1 pseudogene is annotated in these 684 nt (G+C 36.8%); it reads right to left on the bottom strand.

The features are described from left to right. A pseudogene (locus V7147_RS22200) lies at positions 1-684 on the bottom strand (hypothetical protein); the annotation flags it as partial.

Consider the following 684-nt stretch of genomic DNA (forward strand, 5'->3'; position numbering starts at 1 on the left):
GACATTACCACCTAATTCCTTTGATTGACGAAGGGCCATTCTGGCATGGCTGCCTGCTTCGGCAGCGGAGAGACCAAACCCTACACCAATGCTTATCGATACACCTAACTCCGTTTTAGCGGTGTTTAATAATGGGATGAATTTATATCCACGGGTTTCGCGTTCGAAAATACCGCGTGTTGTGATAAATGAAAATTCTTCACCACCTGAATTGATCAAATGACCATCGAGTAGCTTTGTATAATTCAGCATCATTTGTTGAAATTTTAACTTAAATAATTGGACTTCATGTTCAGTTGTGTATTTTTCAGTGGCTTTATCAAATTTATCAATGTCAATAATGCCAAACACAATTTGAGATTCTTTATTTTTACGGGCTTCCGTTGCAAGCAATGCTCGCTCAAGAGAAACAATTAAGTCCTGATACGTTGGTATAACCCATTCGTTCGGTATTCCTAATTCTGATAATTCAAGTGAAATTTCCTCGGTACCGGTAATCGCAATGGAACCATGTTTTTGAAAATTCTCTTGGTGAAATTGAACAATTGCCTCGAATGAAATGTTCTGGCTATATGGTGAAATGGAAGTAAATTCATTATCGGTTTCGCCTAATTCATATAGAATTCGTTGAATGTATTTTTCTTCAACTGTATCGATTGAAAAGTGCCGATTATCATATTTATT

The sequence above is a fragment of the Bacillus sp. JJ1521 genome (genome assembly GCF_036965165.1).
GTDB lineage: Bacteria > Bacillota > Bacilli > Bacillales > Bacillaceae_L > Ferdinandcohnia.